This window comes from Sphaerotilus sp. (genome assembly GCF_031429695.1).
Lineage (GTDB): Bacteria > Pseudomonadota > Gammaproteobacteria > Burkholderiales > Burkholderiaceae_C > Sphaerotilus.
In genome coordinates, this window is record NZ_JANPAB010000003.1 from 1 (window position 1) to 4413 (window position 4413).

The window sequence follows — 4413 nt, forward strand, 5'->3', positions numbered from 1 at the left end:
AGCGACCCCCTGGCTCTCAGCGCCTTCGTGTAGGGCGACCAGTTCTTCGTCGTGTACTTCTTCTTCGCCGGCTTGCTCATCCCGTCAGCCTACCTCACCGCTCGACCACCGGCCGGCTGGGTGGGTTGTGCAACAAAGCCCTGCGGAGGTAGTGGTCGGCATCGGGCAATGCAGCGGCTCCACCTTGAAGGTGTTCTTCATGGGGTGGTCCTTGCTTAGGCGGTGGTGCCGGACTGAATCAGGCGTTCGACTTCTGAGGCACGAAAGCGCGTCAGGCGGCCGATCTTGACCACTGTCAGGTGCCCAGACTGAATCAGCTTGTAGACTGTGCTGCGGCCAATGCCTCCCGCCTTGGCGCGGGTCTGCTCAACACTCAACAGCGTGTCTGTAGTGGGTACTTCTTGGTTCTTGATGCTCATACTGTGCTTTCAAACAGGTTTTCAATGAGCACCACATCAGGCAGAATCTCCAGTTGTCTGTAAGGAGCGTTCCGCCTTGGTGGTGCGTTTTCCGAAGAAGCCGAGGACTGTTAGCGCAGTCACTCGGCTTTTTCACGTCCGGGTTTCCCCTAGGCGTGCGCTAGTGTAGCTCTGTGTTTGTCCCTTACAGACCCATTGGAGAGATTTGCGTTAACACCAACGGAATAATGTCAAGCAAAAACCATTTGTAATGCATTACATTGGCGCAGCTTGTTGGAATTTCAAGCCTTCTGTTTTTTAGCGCATATGCCGTGTTTTTCCTACATTTGCCAGCTAGATGGCAGAAGTACCAAGCGGGACCGGCTTGATTACCTTTGTGTGACGTAATGCATACATTGGGGGAAACATTGTGTGTAAAAGTTTGTAAGTCGTTGTTTGCCTACTCAGTGAACCGCGATCAGCTCACCCAGCGCCACACGAAACGCCGCTTCTGGCCGGTCATCGCCGACAGGTCGCACCAACACCCAGTTGGGTAGATCGGGGACGGTCGCCACCAGCTCAAGCAGCCGGCCGGGGCGGTCTGGGTCGTGAAATAGCGTCATTGGGTGTACTTCGGGTGTACTTGGTGTACTTGGTGAACATGATTTGACCGCGCGGACCCCTGAAAAAAAAGTCCGGGCACTTCCGGCCATGTGCATCGGGTCATCAGGCAGCCCTCAGCCGGGTGACGTTTGACGCTGGCGCGGTCTGTTCCACCAGCTCAAGCAGCCGATCACCCAGCGCATCGAACGCCCGGACTTGATCGGCCTCGCGGCGGTCGCGGATGTAGGTCCGCCTCACCCGGCTCTCGATCTGGTGGTTCAGGCATTCGTCAATCACGTCGCCGCTGATTCCCAATCCCGCCATGAGTGACGCAGCAGTGCGGCGCAGGTCGTGCGGAGTCCACCGACCACCAGGAAGCGCCAGTGCGTCAACTGATTTGCTCCGGTTGCTCATCCGCTCTTCGTCGGTGCGCTGGCGGTCGCTCAGTTGCTTGGCGAACGACTTCACGCAGACCGGACCAGTCCCGGCAGTGCTCGGGAACACCCATGCGCAGGACTCGCGCAGATCGTGCAGCCGCTCGAACTGGCACACGGCAAACGCCGACAGGTGAATGGTGTGGTCGCGTCCGCTCTTGGTGTCCGGCAGGTGCCACAGGCGGGCCTGTAGATCGACGAAACCCAGCTTCACGCCTTCTACATCGGCCACGGCTTGCAGCACGGTATGGTCCGTCTCGGCATCCGCCCATGTGGCGCCCATGAGTTCACCAATCCGGCAGCCGGTCGCCAGGATCAGCCACACGGCGCAGACACTGCGGGGGTTCATGTTGGCGCGGGGCAGGGCGTCGGACAGCTTGCGCACCTCATCCGCCGACAGGATGCGGTCCCGCTCGGTGCCAGTGCCGACGATGCGGGATTTCTTCAGCGTTGCCATCGGATCGACCGCGATCAGCTCACGGTCCAGACCGAAGCCGAACATCTGCTTCATGTCAGCAAAGAGCATCTGTGCCGTGCGTTGCTTGCCCTCGGTCAATTGAGCGTCGATCACGCGCAGGATGTCGGCGCGGGTCACGTCCTTGGCGGTCATGTCGCCGATGTGGGCGAAGACGTGCCGTTCAAACTGCGCCAGGGCAAGCGCGCCGGAATCCTTGCGTCCCGTGCGCTCGCCATTGGGCAGGGTGCGGCTCTTCAGCTCCAGGTCGCGCCACCGGTCGAACAGGTGGCGGATGGTGACGCGGCGTTTCTGCTCAAGCTCTGCGGCTTGCCGGTCCTGTTCCTGCTCTCGCAGCTCGGTGGCCTGTTGCTGTTGGCGGATGGCCTGCTGTTGTTCCAGGTGCTCGCGCAGATCCTTGATGCCGCCACGGTAGAGGGCAGCCCAGCCCATCGCCAGGGATCGAGCCTGAGCGACGGTGAAGGCGGTGTTGCCGTCTCCCTTGGCACCGAACGGGCCAATCGGAAGCCGGACTTGCCCCTTGGTGCCGGCATAGCGGAAGTAGAAAGCCCGTGATCCGGCTGGCGTGATCCGCCCAATCAGCGCGCCATGTCCTCGCCCGAATGACTCGACCAGCCATTGATCGGCCTGAGTCGGCGTCCCCTGCATCGCTTTGTCCGTGATCTTCATCTGTGCCTTCCGTGCCTGTTCGGCGCTTGTCGTGCCTACTTGGTGCCTTCAATTGGTTGGCTGTCAGTGTACGTCCGCGAACAAGCGTGAACAATGATGTCTGCTAAGTTGTTGATTTACATGGGTAGTTGCAGACATCGGCGGCCATCTGGAAACAGCCATGAATGCCGGGTGATTTGCATGGGGTGCAAGGGGTAGTGAGTTCGAATCCCACCGTCCCGACCAATGAATTCAATGGGTTAGCTCTCACAAGGAGCTAGCCCATTGGCCTTTCTGGGATCCGATCGCTGATTTCTGGCAATTCGCTGGCAATTCGTCCACCGCTAGGCAACTTCTGCGATGGCGATCAGTGACCGCCTGTCGGCGGTCTAGAACGCACGTGGTGTCGGACTGCTCACCGCCAGCCCTTCGCGTCGATCGCCTCCAGGCGTCCCTGTAGCCGACCTGTCAGGACTTCGTACTCCATCAGCATCGCTTCCGCGGCTTTGTTGTGTTCGGCGTACAGCCGGAAGTACGTCTTCCAGTGAATCCCCTTGGGCTTGCCGCCATCGCCGTTCAGGATGCCCGGTTCCCACTGCAGGCGCTCGCGCAATTTGTCCGCCCTGCGCGTGGATCGGCTGGCATTGGATTCGCGCTGGCATCGATAGGCCAGGTCGTGGCATCGACGACAAGCGAAGACTGATCCACCGTGCAGCAGCGCCACCCGCCGGCCACAGCCGACCGCCGGGCATCGCCACCAGGCACGATCACCGCCGAAGTGGCAGGGCGTCCAGTCCAGGCGAACCGGATAGGTCACGTCCTGCCATTCGCCACCGCGCGAACGCTGGCGATAGTCCAGCGTCACCGTGTCGGCCCGCACGTGGATGTTGATCGACGCCATCACATCGCCGTTGCGTGACCACTGCCACCGAAACACTGAACCCGGCTTCAGCAGTCCGTCCCGCTGCAACCTGCGCACGTCCAGCGCCCGCATGTCGTCCGTGCAGTCCTTGCCGCGGCTGCCATACCGCCCGCTTCCGAATCCGCCCATGGTTCGCACCTCCGAAGTTTTGCCGAAATCAATAGGCAAATTACACCAGTTATGCGAACCATCTGGAAACCTTGCGCCGCGTTCAGCCCTCGCTGTGACGGTGCAGGATGTCCTGAATCTCGGCCGGCTGGAACGCCACATCCCAGCACCAGGAGCCGAAACCCCCCTTGGCGTTGACGGCATCGACCCACAGCTTCAGCGCGTCCCGCTTGGCGACGTTCTGCGGGGAATCCTCGCCCTTGATTTCCAGCACCAGCGTCTTGCCATTGGCCAGGCGGATGATGAAGTCGGGCAGGTAGCGGCGTTTTGATCCGCCCCACAGGTAATGCACCTGATAACCCAGGTGGTCGTTCTTGGCGTAGGCGGTGACCAGGTCGCTTTTGTCGAACAAGGTGGCCGCGTAGATTTCCCAGGTGCTGTCGCCGACCACGTGGCTGATCTGGGATTTCTGCGCCGGCTGGTTGCCCTTGGTCGTGTACCAGGTGCGCATGTTCCGGGTCGATCCGATCGGCTGCTCGGGGTCGAATACCGGTTCAATGCTGGCGACGTTCTGCTGTTCCACGTACTTGACCAGGTGCTGAACCACCAGGTCGATGTTCAGGGCGATCAGGATGCGCCGCCGCAGTCCGTCCGAATGGAACAGGCTCGGGATCTCCAGTTTCCCGGGGCTTTGTTGCACAACCCACCCAGCCGGCCGGTGGTCGAGCGGTGAGGTAGGCTGACGGGATGAGCAAGCCGGCGAAGAAGAAGTACACGACGAAGAACTGGTCGCCCTACACGAAGGCGCTGAGAGCCAGGGGGTCG

Annotated in this window: 3 protein-coding genes and 1 pseudogene; all 4 read right to left on the bottom strand. The window is 60.8% G+C overall.

Going from position 1 to position 4413, the window contains the following annotated elements:
• Nucleotides 1-215 precede the first annotated feature (215 nt).
• Nucleotides 216-419 carry a helix-turn-helix transcriptional regulator gene (locus tag RMP06_RS00215; RefSeq protein ID WP_310459761.1) on the bottom strand — a complete coding sequence of 68 codons (204 nt, stop codon included), beginning with the start codon at nucleotides 417-419 and terminating at the stop codon, nucleotides 216-218.
• A 705-nt stretch (nucleotides 420-1124) separates the two neighbouring features.
• Entirely contained in the window at nucleotides 1125-2579 is a 1455-nt protein-coding gene (locus tag RMP06_RS00220; protein WP_310459762.1) for a tyrosine-type recombinase/integrase, read from the bottom strand.
• A 394-nt stretch (nucleotides 2580-2973) separates the two neighbouring features.
• On the bottom strand, nucleotides 2974-3609 hold the full coding sequence (locus RMP06_RS00225; RefSeq protein ID WP_310459763.1) for a hypothetical protein: 636 nt from the start codon (nucleotides 3607-3609) through the stop codon (nucleotides 2974-2976).
• A gap of 82 nt (nucleotides 3610-3691) precedes the next feature.
• Nucleotides 3692-4273, bottom strand: a pseudogene (locus RMP06_RS00230) (restriction endonuclease); the annotation flags it as partial.
• Between the last annotated feature and the right edge of the window lie 140 nt (nucleotides 4274-4413).

What these genes read in the sequence shown, in the direction of transcription:
- RMP06_RS00220 (WP_310459762.1), bottom strand. Translation starts at nt 2,579, where the DNA reads ATGAAGATCACGGACAAAGCGATGCAGGGGACGCCGACTCAGGCCGAT.
- RMP06_RS00215 (WP_310459761.1), bottom strand. Translation starts at nt 419, where the DNA reads ATGAGCATCAAGAACCAAGAAGTACCCACTACAGACACGCTGTTGAGT.
- RMP06_RS00225 (WP_310459763.1), bottom strand. Translation starts at nt 3,609, where the DNA reads ATGGGCGGATTCGGAAGCGGGCGGTATGGCAGCCGCGGCAAGGACTGC.